The following is a 22,727-nucleotide window of genomic DNA, read 5'->3' on the forward strand; positions in this document are numbered from 1 at the left end:
CAGCTTTCGAAAGCTGTGAACCACTTGTGGGGGGCGGCTTGTCGGCGAAGCAGGCACAGACAATGCCGATCGTGGCACTACTGAAGGATGAAGCATGAGTGACGCAGCCCGCGCAGACGCGCTGTTGGCCAACCTGCCGCGCGAAGGACGTGGCAGGCTCAAGGTATTTCTCGGTGCAGCCCCCGGCGTAGGCAAGACCTACGCCATGTTACAGGCCGCCCACGCCCAACAGCGCCAGGGCGTGCAGGTACTGGCAGGCGTAGTCGAAACCCACGGCCGCGCCGAAACCGAATCACTCCTCTCTGGCCTGGTCCAGCAACCTTTGCTACGCAGCGAATACCGGGGTGTCACCCTGGAGGAAATGGACCTTGACGGCCTGCTGAAAGCCGCCCCCGGCTTGGCCCTTGTCGATGAACTCGCCCACAGCAACGCCCCGGGCAGCCGCCACGCCAAACGCTGGCAAGACGTTCAGGAACTGTTGGCCGCCGGAATCGACGTGTACACCACGGTCAACGTCCAGCACCTGGAAAGCCTCAACGACAAGGTGCGCGACATCACTGGCGTGCACGTGCGTGAAACGCTGCCGGACTGGGTGCTGCAGGAGTCTTTCGAGCTGGTGCTGATCGACCTGCCGCCACGCGAGCTGCTCGAACGTCTGCGTGAGGGCAAAGTCTACGTGCCCGAGCAGGCTCGGGCTGCGATCGATGCCTATTTTTCCCAGACCAACCTCACCGCGTTGCGTGAGCTGGCCATGCAGGCCGCCGCCGCGCAGGTCGATGCCGACCTGGCCCACGGTTATCGTCAGCGTGGCCAAGAGGCGCCGGCCCTGCGCGGGCGTCTGCTGGTGGGTGTCGATGGTGACGATCAGGCCGAACGCCTGGTGCGCCATGCCAGCCGGGTTGCGCAGCGTCGGCATTTGCCCTGGAGCCTGGTGCATGTGGACAACGGGCGGCTGCGCGACGAAACCGCACGGCAGCGTTTGCAGGCGGCCCAACAACTGGCTGAGCGCCTGGGCGGGGAAGTGGTCCTGCTGCGCGCAGGCGAGGTGGCACGCACGCTGATCCAGCATGCCGGCGAGCGCCGAGCCAGCCTGGTGCTGGTAGGTCAGTCCCGGGACCGCCTGCGTCGTCGACTGTTCGGCGCAGGCGTGGCTGCCCGGTTGCTGCGTGAAAGCCACGGGCTTGAGATCAACGTGCTCGACCGCGATGCCCAACCGGCCCCCGCAAGTTCGGCCGTGCGACGGGTGTGGATATGGCGCCACTATCTGTTGGCACTGGCCGCGACCGCGCTGGCGACGGGGTTGTCCTGGGCGGTGTCGAGCGTGTTGGCGCTGCCCAATATTTCGCTGGTGTTCCTTGCCGCCGTACTTCTGGTCGCGGTGCGCAGCAGCCTGGGCCCGGCCTTGGCCTGTGCTGCCTTGTCATTCCTGACCTACGACTTCTTGTTCATCCCGCCGAATTTCTCCTTCAGCATTCAGCGCGAAGAAGACGTGCTGACACTGGTGTTTTTCCTGTTGATGGCTGCGCTTACCGGCAACCTCGCTGCGCGTCAGCGCCGCCAGTTGCAGGCCCTTCGCGAAACCCAGGCGCAAACCAACCAGTTGCTCGACCTGTCGCGACGGCTTACGGTCGCCACCGACCGGCAAGCCGTATTCAACGCCGCCGGCCAGCACCTCAACGGCTGGCAGGACGTGCACGTCTGCCTGCTCGAACGCAACCCCGAAGGGCAGTTACAAGTGGCCAGCGGCCAAGCCCAGGCCTTCAGCGACAACGAGCGCGCCGCCGCCGAATGGGCCTGGCAACATGGGCAGGCCGCCGGCCATGGCAGCGACACCCTGCCTGATGGCAGATGGTGGTGGTGGCCGTTGACCGTCGACGATCATCCCCTGGCCATGCTCGGCGTACGCCCCCAGTCCGGCGACCCTCTCAGTGCCCAGCGGCGCCGGCTGCTCATGGCGCTTGGTCAACCGCTGGCCCAGGCCCTCGCTCGGGCTCGCCTGGCCGAGCAACTGGAAGCCGCCCGCCTGCACGGCGAGACCGAGCAGTTGCGCAGCGCGTTGCTGGCCTCTGTCTCCCACGACTTGCGTACTCCGCTGACCGCCATGCGTGGCAGTATCGACAGCCTGCTGGCGCTGGGCGAAGCCATCCCCACCGAAGACCGCCGCGAGCTGTTGGAGGGTACCCGCAACGAAGCCGAACGCCTTGACCGCTATATCCAGAACCTGCTCGACATGACCCGTCTGGGCCATGGCGGTCTCAAGCTGGCCCGCGACTGGGTCGCCCCTGCCGATATCGTCGGCAGTGCCCTGAACCGCCTACGCGTAGTGCTCGCGCCCCTGCGCGTGCACACCGACGTGCCCGCTGAGTTGCCGTTGCTGTTCGTGCACGCCGCGCTGATCGAGCAGGCGCTGATCAACGTGCTGGAGAACGCAGCGCGCTTTTCACCCGCCCAAGGCCGCCTCGAACTGCAGGTGTCGGTGCACGACGAGCAATTGCGGTTCGCGGTCAGCGACCAAGGGCCTGGCATCCCAGTGCCTGAGCGCGAGAAAATCTTCGACATGTTTTACACCGCGGCCCGCGGCGACCGCGGCGGGCAGGGCACCGGCCTGGGCCTGGCGATCTGCCAGGGCATGATCGGCGCCCATGGTGGGCAGATACTGGTCAGCGAAGGCATCGATGGCCATGGCACCTGCATCACTTTATGCTTGCCGCTGCCCCCACAACCCGAAGCCGAAAGCGAAGCCCCATGAGCCAGTCCGCCACCCTCCTGGTCATTGACGACGAACCGCAGATCCGCAAGTTCCTGCGCATCAGCCTGGCCTCACAAGGCTACAAGGTAATCGAGGCGGCCACCGGTAGCGAAGGGCTGGCCCAGGCTGCCTTGGCCAAGCCTGACCTGGTGGTGCTTGACCTCGGCTTGCCTGACATGGACGGCCAACAAGTGCTGCGCGAGTTGCGTGAGTGGAGTGCGGTGCCGGTGATGGTGCTGTCGGTGCGTGCCAACGAACTGCAAAAGGTCGATGCGCTGGATAGCGGGGCCAATGACTATGTGACCAAGCCGTTCGGCATCCAGGAGTTTCTGGCCAGGATACGTGCGTTGTTGCGCCAGGTGCCGCAAGCGGGCGGGAGCGAGGTGACGGCGAGCTTCGGGCCTTTGACTGTGGACTTCGCATTTCGCAAGGTGACGCTTGAGGGCGCTGAGGTGGCGCTGACCCGCAAGGAATATGCGTTGCTGGCGCAACTTGCCGGGCACCCGGGGCGGGTGATTACCCAACAGCAGTTGCTCAAGGATATCTGGGGCCCGACGCACGTGGAGAACACCCATTATCTGCGGATTGTAGTGGGGCATTTGCGGCAGAAACTGGGGGATGATCCAACAGCACCGCGGTTCATCATTACCGAGGCCGGGGTGGGGTACAGGCTGGTTGCGCCTTCCTGCTAAGGCCTTGTCGGTCAAGCTGCACCTTCGTTGTTGCGCACCATGAAACGCCCTCCCTTGCTCCCTCTCCTCTGAATGGTCGCAGCCATCAGCCAACTGAGCGTTTTCGCTCAGCAAAATCGCCCCCATTTACGCTTCCGTGTCAGGCGTTGCCTTAGGGCAACGCCGTTCTTTTCTTTGTACGCCAATTTTATTTTGTACAGGTATGCAGCCGGGAATTTGCCGTATTCACGGCGAATAAGTCTTTGCTAAGAATAAAAAATTGTACAGCGCTCTGGATTTGTACAAGTTTTGTCGGTACTGTTGATTTCCTCGCAGGAGCGCGGAACGTTCAAAGGAGTGATGAAGTCTCAGTAATGGCCCATAGCCATAACCTTGTTGCCATTCCGATAGGGGCAGGTGAAATGAACATGAATGTCGCCCCTATGCCGTCCAATGAAGAGCAGCGCTTGGCTGCGGTCGCCGAATGGTGTGTTGCGCACCAGGACTGCAGCACCGAGCTGCGCACACTGGTCGAATGGGCCGGCCGTTACTTCAATGCCCCGATGTGCCTGATCTCGATCGTCAGCGAGTGCCAGCAGTGGTTCATGGCCAAGACCGCATTGGAGGCCGACAGCACGCCGCGGGATGTGGCGTTCTGTGCCCATACCATTCTTCAGGCGCAGCCGCTGGAAGTACTGGATGCGACGCAGGACCCGCGCTTTGCCGAAAACCCGCTGGTCACCGGTGCGCCCGGCATTCGCTACTATTGCGGCGCTCCGCTGCTGGTGGACAAACAGGTCGCGATTGGCAGTTTCTGCATCATCGATACGGTCCCGCGTGAGGCCATGGATGATGCTCAGCGCGGTATGTTGCAGGCGTTCGCAGACATGGCAGTGCAGATCATTGCCGGTATACGCCATCGAAATTTCTACGACCAGCCGACTGGGCTGTTCAATCGGGTAAAACTTGAATGCGACGTGCAGACGCGTCTTGAACGCCATGATGCCCTGACCGTGGTGGTGTTCGACATCATGCCGGCGCAGGTGCTTACGCACATGATCAAGGTGTTGGGCTACAACTTCGCCCACGACCTGACCCTTCAGGTGAAAGACCTGATCGTCAGCCAGCTTGACCCGGATCTTGCGTTGTACAAGATCAGCCCCACCCGGTTTGCCGTCATCGTGCATCAGCACCCTTTGGCAATGTGCGCGCGGGTAATCGGTGCGCTGAGCGACCCTGTGCAGTGTCATCAGATTCCCGTGCTCCTGGATGCTGCGGTCGGTATTTCGCCGGTCACCCGCTGCGACGACGATGGCAGCCTTGACTGGTTGCGCCGTGCGGTGGGCGCCGCTGACGCAGCCCGTGGCAACCCTAGCCGCTGCGCGCACTATCAGCCGGAGGTGGACGCCGCGCAGCGCAGGGCCTTCTCCTTGCTGTCCTCACTGGGGGCAGCGCTGCAGAGCGATGACGAGCTCAGCCTGCACCTGCAGCCGCGAGTCGAACTGCAAGGCCATACCTGCAACAGCGCTGAAGCGCTGTTGCGCTGGCGTCATCCGCAATTGGGGGATATTTCCCCTGCCGAGTTCATCGCCCTGGCCGAGAAAACTGCGCTGATAGCCTCGATCAGTCTGTGGGTGATGCGCGCGGTGTTGAACATCCTGCAACACGCTCAGGCGCCGGACTTGCGCATCAGTATGAATGTCACCGCGCGCGACCTGGAGAACGCAGTATTCATGGACACCTTGCTTGCCGAGCTCCAGCACAGGGCCATCGCGCCATGGCGCCTGCAACTGGAGTTCACTGAAAGCGTGCTGATCGAGCAACCCGAAGAAGTGCGCCGGCAGTTGCTGCGTGCACGTCAGGCCGGGATCGACATCGCCATCGATGACTTTGGTACCGGCTATAGCAACTGGGCCTACCTCAGCCGCATTCCTGCCACCCTAGTGAAACTGGACCGCTCGTTGATCCAGAAAGCCACGCACAGTGCCAAGGACCTCCTATTGGTGCAGTCGCTGGTGGGGTTGGCTAACCAGCTCGGTTACCAGGTTGTGGCCGAAGGCATCGAAACCGCTGAACAGCTCACCTGTGCCAAGGCCTGGGGCTGTACCCAGGCGCAGGGCTATTACCTGGCAAGGCCCATGCCACTGGCCGCCTTCCAGACGTGGTACTGCAACAACCGGCTCCGCAGGTCGCAGATTTGACTTATTCGTCGCTATTCTCAGCAGGTGCCAGCATGTTCAACCGGCAATTGAAAACCACGCTCGCCGAGCGTGAACGCGAACTGGAAAGCCTTCGGCAATGCCTGGAGCAGATAGAGCAGGCGGGTTTTTTTCTGCGGCTCGACGCCGATTGGCGGATCGTCGACTGCAACATTTCCAGTGCTGCTGCGTTCGGCGTCACTGTGGATGCCTTGACCGGCACTTACCTGAGGCAGTGGCTTCCCGCAGAGGCCTTGCGCGGGTTGGCCAGCGCGCTTGCCAATGGTGTGCCGCTGCACGATGACATGAGCCTGAATGCGGCCAATGGCAAGTCGGCGTGGTGGCGCCTGGGCTGGTATCCGCGGTTGGATGCACAAGGGCGGATATGCGAGGTCCGCGCATACGGGCGCGACGTGTCCAAAGAGGTCGGGCTGGCTCGGGAGAACCAGGCGCTGCTCGACGCGTTGTTGCGCTCCAGCGCGGTCATCCAGTTCGATCTGGCAGGCAATGTGCTGGCCGCCAATGACACCTTCCTGGCGGGCATGGGATACCGTCTGGATGAAGTGGTGGGTAAGCATCACCGTATGTTTTGCTGCGCAGAAGATACCGCCAGCCCGGCATATGCAGAATTCTGGCGAACGCTCAATACCGGCCGCTACGTCACCGGCCGTTTCCGCCGCCTGGACCGGCACGGGAACGAAGTGTGGCTGGAAGCGAGTTACAACCCGGTGAATGATGCGCAGGGAAAATTGGTGCGGGTGGTCAAGTTCGCCTCGGTGGTTACCGCACAGGTCCAGCGCGAAGAGGCCATCAAACAGGCCGCGCAGATGGCGCTTGAGGTGTCCCGCAATACCGTTGGCGGAGCGTCTGAGGGCGCGGCGGTGGTGCAGCAAGTGGAGCAGACCATGCAGGGCATGACCCGGCAACTGCAATCGGCCGGCACGACGATCACTGCACTGGGCGAGCAATCGGTGTTGATCAGTTCGATCGTCCAGACCATCGGCGGCATCGCTGCGCAGACCAATCTGCTCGCGCTCAACGCAGCCATCGAAGCAGCCCGCGCCGGCGAGCAGGGCAGGGGGTTTGCCGTAGTTGCCGACGAAGTGCGAAAACTGGCGGCGCGCACCAGCACGGCTACCGATGAGATCGTCTCGGTGGTGGCGCACAACCAGACGCTCGCTAGCCAGGCCGTTGGCGAGATAGAAACCAGCCGGGATCACGCCACGCAGAGCCTGCAGCTCGCCTCGCAGGCAGGTGAGGCGATTGGCGTGATCTTGCAGGGCGCGACGGGTGTGGTGAACGCTGTAGAGCGAGTGAGTCAGGATTTGCGTTGAACCGGGCCAGCGTACTGCTCACCGGGCATCGCTCGATATCAGCGCGGTCAATGGTGGCAGACGATGCGCAGTTCCCCCTCTAGATTCGTGTGGCGTGCTGGAAGCCCCGAACAACAATAACGAGGGACCTGACTATGCCAACCGCCATCCAAGCGAACAACGCCTGGCGCATCCTGTTCCTGCTGTTCCTGGCCAACCTGTTCAATTTCTTTGATCGCACGATACCCGCCATTATCATCGAACCGATTCGCTTGGAGTGGCATCTGAGCGACTTCCAGATCGGCCTGATCGGCACAGCCTTCACGCTGGTCTATGCCATCGCTGGCCTGCCATTGGCACGGCTGGCCGACACCGGCTCGCGCAGCCGGCTGATGGGCTGGGGCCTGATGGCGTGGAGCGGGCTGACGGCAGTCAACGGCATGGTTGGGAGCTTCTGGAGCTTTCTGCTGGTGCGCATGGGGGTGGGCATCGGTGAAGCCAGCTATGCGCCCGCCGCCAATTCGCTTATCGGAGACCTGTTCCCTGCCGAGCGGCGGGCAAGGGCGATGGGTATCTTCATGCTCGGCCTGCCGCTGGGCCTGTTGCTTGCCTTCTTCACCATCGGCGCCATGGTGCAGGCCTTCGGCAGCTGGCGCGCACCTTTCTTCATTGCCGCAGTACCGGGTGTGGTGCTGGCGCTGTTCCTGTTCCTGATTCGCGAACCGGCACGCGGCGCGGCAGAAACCGTAGCCGTCTCCCAGGCTCCACTGGACCGGCCCCTGCGCCGCGTACTTAGCGTGCCCACCTTCGCCTGGCTGGTGCTCGCCGGCCTTACGTTCAATTTTGCTTCGTACGCCTGCAACTCGTTCATGGTGCCCATGCTGCAGCGGTACTTCGAGCTGCAACTGCAACAAGCCGCAGTCGCCACCGGGGTCATAGTCGGTGTGACTGGCTTGGTAGGCCTTACCCTTGGTGGCTGGGTGGCCGACAAGGTGCATCAGCGCTTTGCCAATGGCCGGCTGATGTTCGCCGTGCTGAGCATGCTGGTCGCCACGCTGGCCACCGCCTGGGCGCTGCACGCCGGGCGGATCGAGCTGGGCCTGTTCGTGGCACTGTTCGGCGTGGGCTGGCTGTTCTCGTACAACTTCTACACCTGCGTGTACACCGCCATCCAGGACGTGGTGCAGCCCCGCCTGCGTGCCACGGCCATGGCGCTGTATTTTGCCGGGCTGTATCTGCTTGGCGGTGGATTGGGGCCGGTGGTGGTCGGCGGGCTGTCGGACCATTTTGCCGTTGCAGCCATGAACGCAGCAGGGGAGGCGATGATGAGCGAGGCGTTCAAAGCCCAGGGGTTGCACGACGCGATGTACCTGATACCGGTGGCGCTTATGTTGACCATGGTGTTTCTGCTGGCCGCGTCGCGGTGTTTCAGCCGCGATGCGCAGCGGATGCGGGAGGGGATGGTGGCTGACAGCGAAGCAGTGGAGGGCCGCGCTGTCCAAGCCTGAGTAACATCGGCCGTTCCGAAAGGCTGTCATGACAGCGTCAGCATCAGAAACTGGCTTTGACCGATACCATGAAGTTGCGTGGCTCACCGTAATAGTTGCCGAAGGTTTCGGTGCCGATGCTGGTGTAGTAGCGCTTGTCGAACAGGTTGTTACCGTTGAGCGCTACCGACCAGGTGTCATCGATGCGATAACCGATACGGCCATTCCAGATCGCATAGCCTGCCTGGTCGATTTTTTCGCCACTGGCGGGCGAGACGCGGAAGTTGTCGCTTTGCGCGTTGACCCCGGCACCGATAGACAACCGTTCAAACGCGCCGCTCAGGGTGTACTCGCCCCACAGGCGCAACACATGCCGAGGCACGTAGCTGTTGAACGCCGCACCGTTCAGGCTGCTATCGATGTCGTCCAGGGTCTTGGTCTGGGTGTAGGTGTATCCCGCAAGCAGTTGCAGGCGCTCGATGATTTCCCCGCCTAGCTCCGCCTCGAAACCTTGCGCACGTACCTTGCCGGCGTTGACGTAGCAGTAACCATCGGATGACGGGCATGACGAGTTATAATCGGTCTGCGCCTGGTCTTTCTGAATAGTACGGAACAGGTTGAAGGCGCCGTTCAGTCGCCCCTCCAGCCAGGCCCCCTTGATCCCCAATTCATAGCTCTGGCCCACAAGCGGCTTGAGCGCGGATCCGTCTTCAGACCGGTAATTGCCTTGTGGAGTGAAGATGTCCGAGTAACTGGCGTAAGCGGTGAGGTTTTCGTTCAAGTCCAGCAGTACGCCGGCGAAGGGCGTGACCTGCCCGGTCTCGCGGGTGCTGGAATGCTCCGACGTACCGGTATTGATAAAGTCGGAGTCGGTCGTGGAGGTGTACCAGCTCACCCGGCCGCCAACCACCAGGGTCAGTGGGTCGGCCAGTTTCAAACGCAGGGTCGAGTAGAGGCCTTTTTGTGTAGTCTTGGACTTCACCGGCCCGCCGCGAGATGAGTTGTCGATGAAGTAGCTGTCGTCGGGCTCAGGGATGAACTTGTCGGGGTTGAATACATTCTGGCGCTGCGGCAGAAAGGCCACTGAGTAGAAGTCGTCCTTGTTCGAACGGCTCGCATTCATGCCCAGCACCAGTTCGTGTTGTTGGCCAAACGCATCGAATGTGCCATCGACGTAGGCGTCCAGGCCGTAATCGACCTGGTCGTAGTCATACATGCTGCCCAGCATGCCAGTGGTATTGGTACCGGGCGTCACTGCACCTGAGGCAAACGCGTACTTGATGTCTTGGGTATTCTTCGTATAGACGCTGGCAACCTTGAGTTTCCAGTCTTCGTCAAGCTGATGGGACACGTCACTGAACACGGTGGTGCGCTGGCTGCGCCAGGTGTTCCATGAGGGGTCCAGGCAGGTTGAGCGGCTCAGCTTCAAGTCGCTGCGATCCCGGTAGCGCGGCAGGCCACCCCAGCATGGGTTGGCATCCACGTCTTCATAGGCAACGCCCAGCCCCAGGGTGGTATCGGCATTCAGATCGAAGTCGAGCGCACCGTAATACACCTGATCTTTGCGGTTGGCGTCGTCCACGAAGTAGTGGCGGCTCTGTTCGGCGATCACCGCCCGGCCGCGCAGAGTGCCGGATGCGTTCAGCGGGCCGCCGGTGTCCAGCTGGCCGCGGTAGTTTTCCCAACTGCCGCCGGACAGGGTGATGTCGGTATGCGCAGCTGCCAGGCCGCGCTTGCGCACGAAATTCACCCCGCCCGCAGTGCCTCCGGAGCCTTTCATCATGCCCGCTGCGCCGCGCAGTACTTCGACCCGGTCGTAGTACGCCATGTCGCTGCTGAAACTGTCGGCCTGGACATAGAGGTTGCCCATGTCCAGCGGCACACCGTCGTACTGATACTGGCCCGACATGCGGAACCCGCGTGAATAGAAGTATTTGCCACCCATGGTCGAGTCGTACACAGTAATACCGGGCGTCTTCTCCATGACCTGGTCGATGGTGTACAGGTTCTGGTCGTCCATCATCTTGCGGGTCATTACCGTGACCGACTGTGGCGTCTCTTTGAGCGAGTGCTCACCTTTGCCGATGGTGACCGCGCCCGTGGTGTACGAGCCGCTGTTCTCTGTCGTGGCGCCCAGCACCTGGCCAGTGATGTTGGTGGCTCCAAGTTCCATTGCCGAACCAGCGGAAGGCACTTCCCGCAGCACATACGTGCCGTTGGCTTGTGGCTCGGCTTGCAGGCCGCTGCCGGCCAGAATCCGGCTAAAGCCTTCAATGACGCCGAAGGCACCTTTGAGCCCAGAGGAGCTAAAGCCGTCTGTTTGCCTGGCATCAAACGAAATCGCCGCCCCCGCCGCGCTGGCGAAGTGACCAAGGACTTCGGTCAGGCTGCCACCAGGGATGTCGAACGTCCGCACTGCGCTGTGCTGGGTCGCCACGGCTGCCTCGACCGTTGCTGTGGACCAGGCTCCGACAGTGGTTACGGCCAGCAGCGCGACTTTTACCGCGGTCGCCAGACGACCACGCTTGAATACCTCAGACATCCTAATCCCCCTGAAAATGATCGATTAAACCCAATGGGGGATGAGCCGAACGATGCGTAAGAAAAGTGCAAAAAAGAATTTTTAAATTACTGAGGCGGGACGGCAGGAGGCGACACAGTGACCCAGAAACGGCTGTAACGCGTGACGCGTAATGAAAGCCCGCTTTCCAGCGCCGCCAACGCCAGGTCGGTGTCATCGATTGGAAACGAGCCGGAGACCCTCAGGTGCGCAATTCGCGGATCACAGCGCAGTACGCCGGTGCGGTAGCGCGACAGGTCGGAAAGCAGTTCGACCAGGGGGCGATCAAGGGCAATGATGCTGCCGTGTTGCCAGGCACCCACCGTAGCGTCATTACGGCGTAGCTGCCCCATCGTGAGGTCGGTGAAGGCGATGGATTGCCCGGCCTCAACGCGCACTGTCAATGGGCTGCTGGACGCTCTGACTTCTACCGCTTTCTCCAGGACTGCCACCTCACCGCCCAGCGCTTGTGTGCGAACGATAAAGCGCGTGCCCAGCGCCCGGACCTCGCCATGAGTGGTGCTTACCTTGAATGGTCGCTGTGCTGGGTCGGTAGCCGTCGACACCAGAATTTCACCGCGGAGCAGTTCCAGCACCCGTTGCTGGCCGTCGTACTTGAGGTTTACAGAAGTGTCGGTGTTGAGCAGCAGTGAACTGCCATCGGCCAAACGAAAGGCACGGCGCTCACCCACTGCGGTGCGGTAATCGGCAAACAGCTGTTGCGAGCTGTTGCTATTGCACCCCAGCCAGCCCAGGGAGGTGGCTGGCACCAATACCACTACGCTGCGTAACAGTTGCCGGCGGGAACGGGCGGCTCCGCGCAGGGCCGGTGCGGCCAGCGCGGCCGGCACGCTTGCCATCTGCTCACCCACAGCGGTCATCCGCTGCCAGGCTTGGCGATGGACAGGGTCGGCAGCCAGCCAGTCGTTCCAGGCGCTGCGATCGGCGTCGGTGGCGATGCCAGACTGCAGGCTCGCGTACCAGCGGGCGGCTGCACTGATGGCCTGCAACTCGGCGGGCGAAAGGCTCATGCCAATTGCATCTGCATCAAACAGCAATGCTCCATTGCTTTTGCCATGTAGTTGTTGACGCTGCGCACGCTGATGTTCAGTTGCTCGGCAATTTGCGGGTAGGTCAGCCCGTCGAATTGCGACAGCATGAACACCTGCCTGACCTTCGGCCCCAGCCCTTGCAACAGGCGATCGATTTCTACCAGTGCCTGCAACATGATCGCCTGCTCTTCCAGCGACGGGTGCTGTGCTTGCGGCAAAGCAGCCAAGGCTTCCAGGTAAGCCTGTTCCAGTGAGCGCCGACGAAACAGGTCGATCAGCAAGCCCTTGGCGATCCTCGACAAGTAGGGGCGCGGCTCGCGAATGTCCAGTGCGCTGCGAGCCTTGATCACCCGCACGAACGTATCCTGCGTCAGGTCCGCGGCATCGAAGGCGTTGCCCAGCCTCTTGCGTAGCCAGCCATTGAGCCAGCTGTGATGCTCGCAATACAGGTGATTGACGGCGCTACGCAGAGAGAGGTCGTTGGCGGGCATTTTGATGGAATGGTTCGCGATTGGTAATGAATCTTATTGTCGTGCGTGGTGGGGGTGTTTGCAATAGTAAAGGTTTGCCCGAAGGCTCCGCCTTTCGCGCCTTAGGCCCCCGGCCGTTGTCGTAAACCGTGACAAGCACGTAGGGCCACCTTCCTGATTGCTTTGCCAGAGCCTTTTAGCTGGCAAAAGAGCTCATCCAGGGATTCGAACTCAGGCATCAAGGCTATTATCAGAGCCGAGACGGACGATCTAGGCTGCAGCGAAACAGCCTGCTGCTCCGTGCTCTGGGCGCCCAACCTCTGCCTTGATACTGGTAGAAATATCAGGCCCTGGAAGGCAGTCACCGTTCATTGTCATGACGCAAAAACGCCGCCTCCAACAGTTGCTGCGTATAAGTGTGCTGGGGTGAATGGAAGATCTGCTGAGCCTCGCCTTGCTCCACAACATGCCCCTGCTTGATCACCATCAGTTGGTGACTCAACGCTTTGACCACGGCAAGGTCATGGCTGATGAACAGGTAGGTGAGGTTGTACTTCTGCTGCAAGTTGCGCAGCAATTCCACCACCTGCCGCTGCACCGTACGATCCAGTGCAGACGTCGGTTCGTCCAGCAGAATCAACGCCGGCTTGAGCACCAGCGCCCGGGCGATGGCGATACGTTGACGTTGCCCACCCGAAAACTCATGCGGGTAGCGGTGGCGCGTGCGAGGGTCCAGGCCTACCTCTTCCAGCGCCGCGATAATTGCCGCTTCCTGTTCTGCGGCTGTACCAATCTTGTGAATCCGTAGCCCCTCGCCAACGATATCCGCCACACACATGCGTGGGCTGAGGCTACCAAAGGGGTCCTGAAACACCACTTGCATCTCGCGTCGCAGTGGCCGCACCTGCTTCTGGTTCAAGCCTTCCAGCGCCTGGCCATGGAAGCGAATGCCACCCTGGCTCGAAATCAGGCGCAAGATCGCCAGCCCTAGCGTCGACTTGCCCGATCCGGACTCACCCACGATCCCCAGTGTCTGCCCTTGCGGCAAACTGAAGTTGATCCCGTCCACCGCCTTCACATGGTCGACCGTCTTGCGCAGCAAGCCTTTCTTGATCGGGAACCATACCTTCAGGTCGTTCACTTCCAGCAGCGGTGCGCCAACTGGATTATGTGCCGGCAAACCGCTGGGCTCGGCATTGATCAGCATCTGCGTGTAGTGGTGCTGCGGCGCAGTGAACAGCGTCGCGCAATCGGCCTGTTCGACAATTTGCCCACGCTGCATCACGCAAACACGGTGGGCGATGCGCCTTACCAGGTTCAGGTCATGGCTGATCAGCAGTAATGCCATGCCCAACCGCGCCTGCAGTTCCTTGAGCAGCTCCAGAATCTTCAGCTGCACGGTCACGTCGAGTGCGGTGGTAGGTTCATCGGCAATCAGCAACTCCGGCTCATTGGCCAGCGCCATGGCAATCATCACCCGCTGCCGCTGGCCACCGGACAGCTCGTGGGGCAGGGCCTTGAGGCGCTTGCGTGGCTCGGGAATGCCTACCAGCTCAAGCAGCTCCAGCGTGCGCGCAGTGGCTTGCTTGCCGGTGAGGCCCTTGTGCAGCAGCAGGATTTCGTTGATCTGCTTCTCGATGCAGTGCAGCGGGTTCAGCGAGGTCATCGGCTCCTGGAAGATCATCGCGATGCGGTTGCCGCGAATCTTCTGCATGGCCTTCTCACCTTGCTGCAGCAAGTCCTTGCCTTCATAGCCGATGCTGCCGCTGGGGTGACGTGCAAGTGGGTAGGGCAGCAGGCGCAGAATCGAGTGGGCGGTAACGGATTTGCCCGAACCGCTCTCGCCGACCAGCGCCAGGGTCTCACCCTTGCGGATGTCGAAGCTGATGCCATCGACCACACGGTTGACCTGTTCGCCGGTAACGAACTCCACCGCCAGGTCGCGTACTTCGATCAGGTTCTGTTCACTCATCTCACTTCCTCGGGTCGAAGGCATCGCGGGCGGATTCGCCGATGAATACCAGCAGGCTCAGCATGATCGCCAGCACGGCAAAGGCGCTGATGCCCAGCCATGGCGCCTGCAGGTTGGACTTGCCTTGGGCCACCAGTTCGCCCAGCGACGGCGCGCCCGGTGGCAGGCCGAAACCGAGGAAGTCCAGGGCGGTCAGGGTGCCGATGGCGCCGGTGAGGATGAAGGGCATGAAGGTCATGGTCGAAATCATGGCGTTGGGCAGGATGTGCCGGTACATGATCGCGCCGTTGCGCATCCCTAGGGCACGGGCGGCGCGCACGTACTCGAGGTTGCGCCCGCGCAGGAACTCGGCGCGCACCACGTCAACCAGGCTCATCCACGAAAACAGCAGCATGATGCCCAGCAACCACCAGAAGTTGGGTTGCACGAAGCTTGCGAGGATGATCAGCAGGTACAGCACCGGCAAGCCGGACCAGATCTCCAGAAAGCGCTGGCCGGCAAGGTCCACCCAGCCACCGTAAAAGCCCTGCAGGGCACCGGCGATGACGCCGATGATGGAACTGAGGATGGTCAGGGTGAGGGCGAACAGCACCGAAATGCGGAAGCCGTAGATCACCCGCGCCAGCACATCGCGGCCCTGATCGTCGGTGCCCAGCAGGTTGTCCGGCGAGGGTGGCGCTGGGGCTGGTACGCGCAGGTCGTAATTGATGCTCTGGTAGCTGTACGGGATCGGGGCCCACAGCACGAAGCTGTCTTTTTTGGCCAGTAGCTCCCGGATATACGGGCTCTTGTAGTTGGCCTCCAGCGGGAACTCGCCGCCGAAGGTGGTTTCCGGGTAGCGCTTGAAGGCCGGGAAAAACCATTCGCCGTCGTAGCGCACGGCAATCGGTTTGTCGTTGGCGATCAGCTCGGCGCCCAGGCTCAGGCCGAACAGGATGAGGAACAGCCACAGCGACCACCAGCCGCGTCGGTTGGCCTTGAAGCGCTCGAAGCGCCGACGGTTGAGAGGGGACAAGGCCATGTCAGTGCTCCCGGCTGGCGAAGTCGATGCGTGGATCGACCAAGGTGTAGGTGAGGTCGCCGATCAGTTTCACCACCAGCCCGAGCAGGGTGAAGATGAACAGGGTGCCGAACACCACCGGGTAGTCGCGGTTGATGGCCGCCTCGAAGCTCATAAGGCCCAGGCCGTCGAGGGAGAAAATCACCTCGATCAGCAGGGAACCGGTGAAGAAGATGCCGATGAACGCCGAAGGGAAGCCCGCGATCACCAACAGCATGGCGTTACGGAACACGTGGCCGTACAACACCCGTGAGCGGCTCAGGCCTTTGGCTTTGGCGGTGACCACGTACTGCTTGTTGATCTCGTCGAGAAAACTGTTCTTGGTCAGCAGGGTCATGGTGGCGAAGTTGCCGATCACCAGGGCGGTGATCGGCAGCACCAGGTGCCAGAAGTAGTCGAGCACCTTGCCGGCCGTGGACAGCTCGTCGAAGTTGTTCGAGGTCAGGCCGCGCAGCGGGAACCAGTCGAAGTAGCTGCCTCCAGCGAACAGCACGATCAGCAGGATGGCGAACAGGAACGCCGGGATGGCATAGCCGACGATGATCGCCGAGCTGGTCCAGACGTCGAAGTGGCTGCCGTGGCGCACCGCCTTGGCGATGCCCAGGGGGATCGACACCAGGTACATGATCAACGTGCTCCACAGCCCGAGCGAAATCGAAACCGGCATCTTCTCGGCGATCAGGTCGATGACCTTGGCATCACGGAAGAAACTCTCGCCGAAATCCAGCTGGGCGTAGTTCTTTACCATGATCCACAAGCGCTCGGGGGGCGACTTGTCGAAGCCGTACATGCGCTCGATTTCTGCGATCAGCGCCGGGTCGAGGCCCTGGGCGCCGCGGTAGTTGGAGCCGGCCACGGAGACTTCGGCGCCGCCGCCGGCGATCCGGCTGGTGGCGCCCTCGAAGCCTTCGAGCTTGGCGATCATCTGTTCCACGGGGCCGCCGGGGGCGGCCTGGACGATGATGAAGTTGATCACCAGGATGCCGAACAGAGTCGGGATGATCAGCAGCAGGCGACGCAGGATGTAGGCCAGCATGTCAGTTGGCCTCTTGCGCGGGCGTTTCAGACACGGCTGGCGTCACGTCTGGCTTGATCCACCAGGTGTCGATGCCGATGTCGTACTTGGGCGAAACATCGGGGTGGCCGATGTGGTTCCAGTAAGCCACGCGCCAAGTCTTGATGTGCCAGTTGGGGATTACGTAGTAGCCCCACAGCAACACGCGGTCCAGGGCGCGGGAGTGGTTGATCAGGCTTTGCCGGGAATCGGCGTTGATCAGTGCTTCGACCAGTTGATCGATCGCCGGGTCGCGCAGGCCCATGAAGTTGCGGCTGCCGGGGTTGTCGGCAGCGGCACTGGACCAGAACTCGCGCTGCTCGTTGCCTGGGGAGCTGGACTGCGGATAGCCACTGACGATCATGTCGAAGTCACGCGAGCGCAGGCGGGTGATGTACTGGGAAACGTCAACGCGGCGGATGTTCAGGTCGATGCCAAGGTCGGCCAGGTTGCGTTTGAACGGCAGCAGGATGCGCTCGAATTCGGTCTGGGCCAGCAGAAACTCGATGGACACCGGTTTGCCGTTCTTGTCGACCATCTTGTCGTCGACGATCTTCCAGCCAGCGTCCATCAGCAGCTTGTAGGCCTGGCGCTGCTGTTCGCGGATCATGCCGCTGCCGTCGGTGACCGGGTTGTGGAAAGCCTCGCTGAACACCTGTTCGGGGACCTTGCCGCGCAGCGGCTCAAGGATCTTCAGCTCGTCAGGCGAGGGCAGGCCTTGGGCGGCCATTTCGGAGTTTTCGAAATAGCTGCCGGTGCGGGTGTAGGCGCCGTTGAACAACTGCTTGTTGGTCCACTCGAAGTCCAGCAGCAGGCTCAGCGCCTGGCGTACGCGGATGTCCTGAAACACCGGTTTACGCAGGTTGAAAATGAAACCCTGCATGCCTGTGGGGTTGCCGTTGGGCAGCTCTTCCTTGATCAGGCGGCCATCGCGTACGGCGGGAACGTTGTAGGCGGTGGCCCAGTTTTTCGCGCTGGTTTCCAGGCCATAATCGAATTGGCCGGCCTTGAGTGCTTCCAGCGCGACGGTGTTGTCGCGGTAGGAGTCGAAGGTCATTGCGTCGAAGTTGAACTGGCCGCGGTTGAGCGGCAGGTCCTTGGCCCAGTAGTCCTTGACCCGCTCGTAGCGGATCGAGCGGCCGGGCTTGACCTCGGTGATCTTGTACGGGCCGCTGCCGAGCGGGATTTCCAGGTTGCCGCGGTTGAATTCGCGGCCTTCGTACCAGTGCTTGGGTAGCACGGGCAACTGGCCGAGGATCAGCGGCAACTCGCGGTTGTTCTTGTGCTTGAAGGTGAACAGCACACGCAGCGGGTCTTCGGCGACGACTTGGGCAACATCACCATAGTACTGGCGGTAAAGCGGTGCGCCGTCCTTGATCAGGGCGTTGAAGGTGAATACCACGTCTTCGGCCCGCATAGGGTGGCCGTCGTGGAAGCGCGCCTCGGGGCGCAGGTAGAAGCGCACCCAGCTGTTGTCCGGGGCCTTTTCGATCTTGCCGGCAACCAGGCCGTACTCGGTGAACGGCTCGTCTAGGCTCTGGCGCATCAAGGTGTCGTAGATGGCGCTGACGTTTTCGGCGGCGACGCCTTTGTTGATGAACGGGTTGAGGCTGTCGAATCCGCCGAAACTGGACTGGCGGAAGGTGCCGCCCTTGGGCGCGTCGGGGTTGACGTAGTCGAAATGCTTGAAGTCGGCCGGGTACTTCGGCGCTTCATCATATAGGGTCAGTGCGTGTTGCGGCGCGGCCATGGCCGGCAGGCTCAGGCAGGCTAGCAGCAGGCTGCCCGCGAGCTGGCGCAGGCGGTACGTTGGCATCATTGGGCTTTCTCCGAAGTCTTTAGCCACCAGGTATTCAGCCCGAGGGTATAGGGCGGTGTGGTGACGAAACCGAACCGGTTGCGGTAGGCCAGGCGGTGATTGTCGAGATACCAGTTGGGGATCATGTAGTACTGCCAGGAAAGCACGCGGTCCAGGGCGCGGGCGGCGGCGACCTGGTCATCGCGGGTGCGTGCGGCGAGCAAGGTGTCGAGCAGATGGTCGACCACCGGATCCTTGACCCCAGCATAATTTTTGCTGCCCTTGGTCGCAGCCTGGCTGGAATGGAAGTACAGCCACTGCTCAAGGCCGGGGCTCAAGGTCTGGCTCAAGGTCATCAGAATCATGTCGAAGTCGAACTGGTCCAGGCGTTGTTTGTACTGGGCACGGTCCACGGTGCGCAAGCGCGCATCGATGCCGATGCTCGCCAGGTTTTCGACATAAGGTTGCAGGATGCGTTCGAGGTTGGGATTCACCAGCAGCAGTTCCATGCGCAGCTGCTGGCCTTGTGCGTTCACCAGGCGCTGGCCGTCGAGCTTCCAGCCGGCGTGGCCGAGCAGGCTCAGCGCCTGGCGCAGGCTCTGGCGGTCGATGCCGCGGCCATCGGTGTGGCTGACCTGGTAGGGCTGGGTGAACAGCTTTTCCGGCAGTTGGTCACGGAACGGCGCCAGCAGCAGCCATTCCTTGCCCGTAGGCAGGCCGCTGGCGGCAAACTCGCTGTTGGGGTAGTAGCTGGTCGAGCGGCGGTAGGCGCCGCTGAACAGGGCGCGGTTGGTCCACTGGAAGTCGAGCATCAGGCCCAGCGCCTGGCGTACCCTGGCGTCGCTGAAGGTTGCGCGGCGGCTGTTCATGAACAACCCTTGGGTCTGGGTCGGAATGCGATGCGGGATCTGGGCCTTTATCACCTCGCCACGGCGCAGTGCCGGGAAGTTGTAGCCGTTGGCCCAGTTCTTTGCCTGATGCTCGATATAGATGTCGAACTCGCCGGCCTTGAAGGCTTCGAACGCGACTGTGGCGTCCCGATAGAACTCGTATTCGATGCGGTTGAAGTTGTACTTGCCGCGGTTCACCGCCAGGTCCTTGCCCCAATAGTTCTTTACCCGCTCGAACACCAGGCGCCTGCCGGGCTGTACCTGGGTGATACGGTAGGGGCCGCTGCCAAGCGGCGGCTCGAAGGTGGTGGCCTTGAAATCGCGGCCTTGCCAGTAGTGTTTGGGCAGCACCGGCATCTCGCCCAGGCGCAGGATCAGCAGCGGGTTGCCAGCGCGCTTGAACACGAAACGGATGCGCAGCGGGCCGAGGATATCGACGCGCTGCACTTCCTGCAGGTTGGTGCGGTAGATCGGGTGGCCGTCCTTGAGCAGCGTGCGGTAGGAGAAGGCCACGTCGGCAGAGGTGATCGGTTTGCCGTCATGCCAGCGCGCTTGCGGGCGCAGGTTGAACACCACCCAACTGCGGTCCTCGCTGTACTCCACCGAGCGGGCGATGAGGCCGTAACTGGAGGTGGGCTCGTCCCCGGAAGGGTCGTACATGCCGGTACCGACCATCAGCGTTTCGTTGAGCTCGTTGACACCGTACTGCAGGAAGTTCGGCGTTGTGACCGGGCTAGAACCCTTGAAGGTATAGGCGTTGAGCGTGTCGAACGTGCCCAATGCCATGGCGCGCAAGGTGCCGCCCTTGGGCGCTTGCGGGTTGACCCAGTCGAAGTGGGTGAATGTGGCTGGGTACTTGAGCGTGCCGAACTGCGCGTATCCGTGGCTTTCGCTCACCATCGCGGCTGCGGGAAAGCTCAAGGCCAGGCTGAGGGACAGCAGGAGGGGACGTATCAAGTCGGCATCCGATCCAGAGGCGTTGGGCTTTGGTCGGGCTACAGTAACAGCTTGGCGGGGTTGGAAAAAGGGTGTGTCTGGAAGGAGATTACGGGGCTGCAAAGCAGCCCCCGGTTCGCATCAGTGCCCCAGGTAGACGGTCAAGGTCTGGCCTGGCTTGAGGGCATGCCCGCTGCGCGGATTCCAGCGCTTGAGGTGCTTCATCTCTACATTGAAACGTTTTGCCACCAGATACAGCGAGTCACCCTTACGGACCTTGTACTGGGTAGAGCGCTTGGAGGATGCCGCCACCCGGTTGCCTGCCGCACTACCGCCACGCAGTGCCAGCACCTGGCCGGCCTTTACACGGCTACCCGATAGTTTGTTCCAGCGCTGAATATCCTTTACCGAAACCCGGTTGGCCCTGGCAATTGTGCTCAGGCTGTCGCCCCGCTTCACGCGGTAACTGCGCGCGCTGGCAGGCGCCTTGGCTTCGGCCACGGCGCGTGCGAACACGGCCTTGTTCGGCTGCAGGCTGACCAGTTGTTCAGGCTTGAGGTTGGAGAGGCTGTCGGACAGCAGTTGCGCCTTGGCCGTAGGTACAAGCAATTGTTTCGGCCCATCCACGGTCATGCGCTTCTTGAATGCCGGGTTGAGCTGGATCAGTTCGTCTTCGTCGATGTTCGCGAAGGCGGCTACCCGCGACAGGTCCAGACGGTCCTTGATGGCGACAGCTTCGAAGTAGGGCTCGTTGGCGATCGGGTTGAGGTTCACGCCGTAGGCTTCAGGGGTCAGGACCACCTGCGACAGGGCCAGCAGTTTGGGCACGTAATCGCGCGTTTCCTGCGGCAGTGGCAGGTTCCAGTAATCGGTTGGCAGGCCGAGTTTCTCGTTGCGCTCGATCGCCCGGCTGACGGTGCCTTCGCCGGCGTTGTAGGCGGCCAGTGCCAGCAGCCAGTCGCCGTTGAACATGTCGTGCAGGCGGCTCAGGTAGTCCAGCGCGGCGTTGGTCGACGCGGTGATGTCGCGGCGACCATCGTAGAAATTGGTCTGGCGCAGATTGAAGTGGCGCCCGGTGGAGGGAATGAACTGCCACATGCCTGCGGCATGGGCGCGCGAGTAGGCCATGGGGTTGTAGGCGCTTTCGATCGCCGGCAACAGGGCCAGCTCCAGCGGCATGTCGCGTTCTTCCAGGCGCTCGACGATGTAGTGCAGGTACAGGCTGCCGCGCTCACCGGCGTTTTCGAGGAACGATGGGTTGCTGGCAAACCACAGGCGCTGCTGCTCGATGCGCGGGTTGACGTCGATGGTGTCTTGCAGGGCAAAGCCCTGGCGCATGCGCTCCCACACATCCTGCGGCGCCTGCTCGGCGGGTTTGACCGTGAGCGGAACGGGCTTGTGTTTGATCCGCGCCTGATAGCTGTGCGCGCGAACGCTGTCGGATTCGTCGAGCTGACGGGTGCTCTGGCAGCCCACCAGGGTGGCGGCCAGCGCCAGCGCACTGATTTGGGCCAGGCGCGTCAGGGCGACTGAATGAGCGGTTCTGCGGCTACGGGAAGACATCGGCGGGGACGGGTATCCGGGCAAAAATTTCGGCGATTCTAGAAACCGCATCCCGCCGGGTCAACCTTCGAGCGCCTGTTGCGATATATCTTCAGGTTATCAGAAGGTGTCCTTCCAAGACCTCAAGGCAGCAAAAACAGCGACATGCGTGGTGTTTGAATGTCCCTTCCATTCGTCAGCTTTTTGTTTAACTAATGTTTCAGAGGTTCGCAGAAAAGGGTTGGTCAGCCGTTCCAGGCCGATAGTTGATGGCAATGTGATGCGATTGTCGGCGCGCAGTCGGGTAACATCATCGAATCGTTGCAAAACGTGCGGATTTTGCGGCTCGACGGCCTTGGCGAAGCGCAAGTTGCTGAGGGTGTACTCGTGGGCGCAGTACACCTCGGTACGCTCCGGCAGCGAGGCCAACCTGGCGAGGGCCGGCTGCATCTGCTCTGGCGTGCCTTCGAACATCCGCCCGCAGCCGGCGGCGAACAGGGTGTCGCCACTGAACAGCACCGGCGTCGCGGGCTGGTCGCTGAAAAAGGCGATATGGCCCAGCGTGTGCCCCGGCACCGCCAGAACCTGGAAGGTCACGCCCACCGCGGTCACTTCGTCACCTTCGTCCAAGGCAAGGTCACGGCACGGAATACGCTCGTTGGCCGGGCCGCTGACCCGCGCACCGGTCAGTTTTTTCAGCCGCTCGACACCGCCGACGTGGTCATTGTGGTGGTGGGTGACCAGAATATCCTCCAGCACCCAGTCGGGATTGGCGGCCAGCCATGCCTCCACGGGGGCGGCATCACCAGGATCGACCACCGCGCAGCGGCGTTTGGCAGTATCCTGTAACAACCAGATGTAGTTGTCGGAGAAAGCGGGGAGAGCATCGATCTGTATCATGGTGCGGATCCGTATCGCCAAGCGTGGCACATGAGGCCATCTTAGCCGCGATGGCGCGGTGCGAGAACCTTCGAG

At 61.9% G+C, this 22,727-nt stretch carries 14 protein-coding genes and 2 pseudogenes; 6 read left to right on the forward strand and 10 right to left on the reverse strand.

Annotation, left to right across the window (positions count from 1 at the left end; translation table 11 throughout):
- The first annotated feature begins 94 nt into the window (after positions 1-94).
- The 6 genes and pseudogenes from ACW4TB_RS10130 to ACW4TB_RS10155 all read left to right on the forward strand — a co-directional run bounded on the left by ACW4TB_RS10130 (position 95) and on the right by ACW4TB_RS10155 (position 8,439).
- Entirely contained in the window at positions 95-2,749 is a 2,655-nt protein-coding gene (locus ACW4TB_RS10130; protein ID WP_279932682.1) for a sensor histidine kinase KdpD, read from the forward strand.
- Complete coding sequence (locus tag ACW4TB_RS10135) at positions 2,746-3,441, forward strand: response regulator (protein WP_012315319.1); 696 nt, start codon at positions 2,746-2,748, stop codon at positions 3,439-3,441. Before ACW4TB_RS10130 ends, ACW4TB_RS10135 begins: the two co-directional genes overlap by 4 nt.
- A 407-nt stretch (positions 3,442-3,848) precedes the next feature.
- A complete protein-coding gene (locus ACW4TB_RS10140) occupies positions 3,849-5,621 on the forward strand; it encodes a bifunctional diguanylate cyclase/phosphodiesterase (RefSeq protein WP_042111592.1) in 1,773 nt (590 codons plus the stop codon).
- 32 nt (positions 5,622-5,653) lie between these two features.
- Positions 5,654-6,415 (forward strand): annotated as a pseudogene (locus tag ACW4TB_RS10145) (PAS domain-containing protein); the annotation flags it as partial.
- 105 nt (positions 6,416-6,520) lie between these two features.
- Positions 6,521-6,952: pseudogene (locus ACW4TB_RS10150) on the forward strand (methyl-accepting chemotaxis protein); the annotation flags it as partial.
- 134 nt (positions 6,953-7,086) lie between these two features.
- On the forward strand, positions 7,087-8,439 hold the full coding sequence (locus ACW4TB_RS10155) for a spinster family MFS transporter (RefSeq protein WP_455828319.1): 1,353 nt from the start codon (positions 7,087-7,089) through the stop codon (positions 8,437-8,439).
- Between the two features lie 43 nt (positions 8,440-8,482).
- Here the strand turns inward: ACW4TB_RS10155 and ACW4TB_RS10160 are convergent, their stop codons facing one another.
- From ACW4TB_RS10160 to gloB, 10 genes are all read right to left on the reverse strand, one after another.
- Positions 8,483-10,960, reverse strand: coding sequence for a TonB-dependent siderophore receptor (locus ACW4TB_RS10160; protein WP_279932687.1), 2,478 nt, complete (start codon positions 10,958-10,960; stop codon positions 8,483-8,485).
- Between the two features lie 86 nt (positions 10,961-11,046).
- The gene (locus ACW4TB_RS10165) at positions 11,047-12,009 is read right to left on the reverse strand and encodes a FecR domain-containing protein (protein ID WP_012315314.1); all 963 of its coding nucleotides are present in this window, start codon (positions 12,007-12,009) and stop codon (positions 11,047-11,049) included.
- Positions 12,006-12,521: a sigma-70 family RNA polymerase sigma factor gene (locus ACW4TB_RS10170; RefSeq protein ID WP_012315313.1), complete on the reverse strand. Its 516-nt coding sequence runs from the start codon at positions 12,519-12,521 to the stop codon at positions 12,006-12,008. Before ACW4TB_RS10170 ends, ACW4TB_RS10165 begins: the two co-directional genes overlap by 4 nt.
- Positions 12,522-12,861: 340 nt before the next feature.
- Complete coding sequence (locus ACW4TB_RS10175; RefSeq protein ID WP_012315312.1) at positions 12,862-14,472, reverse strand: ABC transporter ATP-binding protein; 1,611 nt, start codon at positions 14,470-14,472, stop codon at positions 12,862-12,864.
- A gap of 1 nt (position 14,473) precedes the next feature.
- On the reverse strand, positions 14,474-15,493 hold the full coding sequence (locus ACW4TB_RS10180; RefSeq protein WP_012315311.1) for an ABC transporter permease: 1,020 nt from the start codon (positions 15,491-15,493) through the stop codon (positions 14,474-14,476).
- Position 15,494: 1 nt separating this feature from the next.
- Positions 15,495-16,568, reverse strand: coding sequence for a microcin C ABC transporter permease YejB (locus ACW4TB_RS10185; RefSeq protein ID WP_012315310.1), 1,074 nt, complete (start codon positions 16,566-16,568; stop codon positions 15,495-15,497).
- Position 16,569: 1 nt separating this feature from the next.
- Positions 16,570-18,405, reverse strand: a complete 1,836-nt coding sequence (locus tag ACW4TB_RS10190; RefSeq protein ID WP_254466150.1) for an extracellular solute-binding protein — start codon at positions 18,403-18,405, stop codon at positions 16,570-16,572.
- On the reverse strand, positions 18,402-20,231 hold the full coding sequence (locus ACW4TB_RS10195) for an extracellular solute-binding protein (protein WP_012315308.1): 1,830 nt from the start codon (positions 20,229-20,231) through the stop codon (positions 18,402-18,404). Before ACW4TB_RS10195 ends, ACW4TB_RS10190 begins: the two co-directional genes overlap by 4 nt.
- A gap of 120 nt (positions 20,232-20,351) precedes the next feature.
- Complete coding sequence (locus tag ACW4TB_RS10200; protein ID WP_012315307.1) at positions 20,352-21,773, reverse strand: lytic transglycosylase domain-containing protein; 1,422 nt, start codon at positions 21,771-21,773, stop codon at positions 20,352-20,354.
- 99 nt (positions 21,774-21,872) lie between these two features.
- Positions 21,873-22,652 carry a hydroxyacylglutathione hydrolase gene (gene gloB / locus ACW4TB_RS10205; protein ID WP_254466149.1) on the reverse strand — a complete coding sequence of 260 codons (780 nt, stop codon included), beginning with the start codon at positions 22,650-22,652 and terminating at the stop codon, positions 21,873-21,875.
- Positions 22,653-22,727: the final 75 nt, after the last annotated feature.

Source organism: Lelliottia jeotgali (genome assembly GCF_977070485.1).

Bases quoted from the DNA above. Each gene is read 5' to 3' on its own strand.
- ACW4TB_RS10190 (WP_254466150.1), bottom strand. From the start codon at position 18,405: ATGATGCCAACGTACCGCCTGCGCCAGCTCGCGGGCAGCCTGCTGCTA.
- ACW4TB_RS10135 (WP_012315319.1), top strand. From the start codon at position 2,746: ATGAGCCAGTCCGCCACCCTCCTGGTCATTGACGACGAACCGCAGATC.
- ACW4TB_RS10185 (WP_012315310.1), bottom strand. From the start codon at position 16,568: ATGCTGGCCTACATCCTGCGTCGCCTGCTGCTGATCATCCCGACTCTG.
- ACW4TB_RS10155 (WP_455828319.1), top strand. From the start codon at position 7,087: ATGCCAACCGCCATCCAAGCGAACAACGCCTGGCGCATCCTGTTCCTG.
- ACW4TB_RS10170 (WP_012315313.1), bottom strand. From the start codon at position 12,521: ATGCCCGCCAACGACCTCTCTCTGCGTAGCGCCGTCAATCACCTGTAT.
- ACW4TB_RS10140 (WP_042111592.1), top strand. From the start codon at position 3,849: ATGAATGTCGCCCCTATGCCGTCCAATGAAGAGCAGCGCTTGGCTGCG.
- ACW4TB_RS10180 (WP_012315311.1), bottom strand. From the start codon at position 15,493: ATGGCCTTGTCCCCTCTCAACCGTCGGCGCTTCGAGCGCTTCAAGGCC.
- ACW4TB_RS10200 (WP_012315307.1), bottom strand. From the start codon at position 21,773: ATGTCTTCCCGTAGCCGCAGAACCGCTCATTCAGTCGCCCTGACGCGC.
- ACW4TB_RS10130 (WP_279932682.1), top strand. From the start codon at position 95: ATGAGTGACGCAGCCCGCGCAGACGCGCTGTTGGCCAACCTGCCGCGC.
- ACW4TB_RS10160 (WP_279932687.1), bottom strand. From the start codon at position 10,960: ATGTCTGAGGTATTCAAGCGTGGTCGTCTGGCGACCGCGGTAAAAGTC.
- ACW4TB_RS10175 (WP_012315312.1), bottom strand. From the start codon at position 14,472: ATGAGTGAACAGAACCTGATCGAAGTACGCGACCTGGCGGTGGAGTTC.
- ACW4TB_RS10165 (WP_012315314.1), bottom strand. From the start codon at position 12,009: ATGAGCCTTTCGCCCGCCGAGTTGCAGGCCATCAGTGCAGCCGCCCGC.
- gloB (WP_254466149.1), bottom strand. From the start codon at position 22,652: ATGATACAGATCGATGCTCTCCCCGCTTTCTCCGACAACTACATCTGG.